Genomic DNA, 514 nt, shown 5'->3' on the forward strand with positions numbered 1-514 from the left:
ATTTCTTCTTTGGTTTCACCAAGGCCCATCATCAGACCTGATTTGGTCGGTACATCTGGATGCTGTTCTTTGAACTTCTTAAGAAGCTCAAGTGACCATTTGTAGTTCGCACCTGGGCGAGCTTTACGGTAAAGACGCGGCGCAGTTTCTAGGTTGTGGTTGAAGACATCTGGCGGGTTGTCTTTCATCAGGTCAAGCGCCACGTCCATACGACCACGGAAGTCAGGAACCAGTGTTTCGATCTTGATGTCTGGGTTTAACGCGCGGATCTCACGGTTACAATCGGCAAAGTGTTGTGCGCCACCATCACGTAGGTCGTCACGGTCTACTGAAGTAATAACAACGTACTTCAGTTTCATGTCGGCGATAGTTCTTGCCAGTTTTTGTGGCTCTTCTGCTTCTGGTGGTAATGGACGGCCATGAGCAACGTCACAGAAAGGACAACGACGAGTACAGATTGCACCTAGGATCATGAAGGTTGCTGTACCGTGGTTAAAACATTCCGCTAGGTTAG

General features: G+C 48.6%; 1 protein-coding gene. It reads right to left on the reverse strand.

Annotation, left to right across the window (positions count from 1 at the left end; all coding sequences use genetic code 11):
* Positions 1-514 (reverse strand): lipoyl synthase (locus tag R7040_RS30030; RefSeq protein WP_318098130.1); only part of this gene is annotated, 514 nt, incomplete at both ends.

Source organism: Vibrio sp. 1069 (assembly GCF_033340555.1).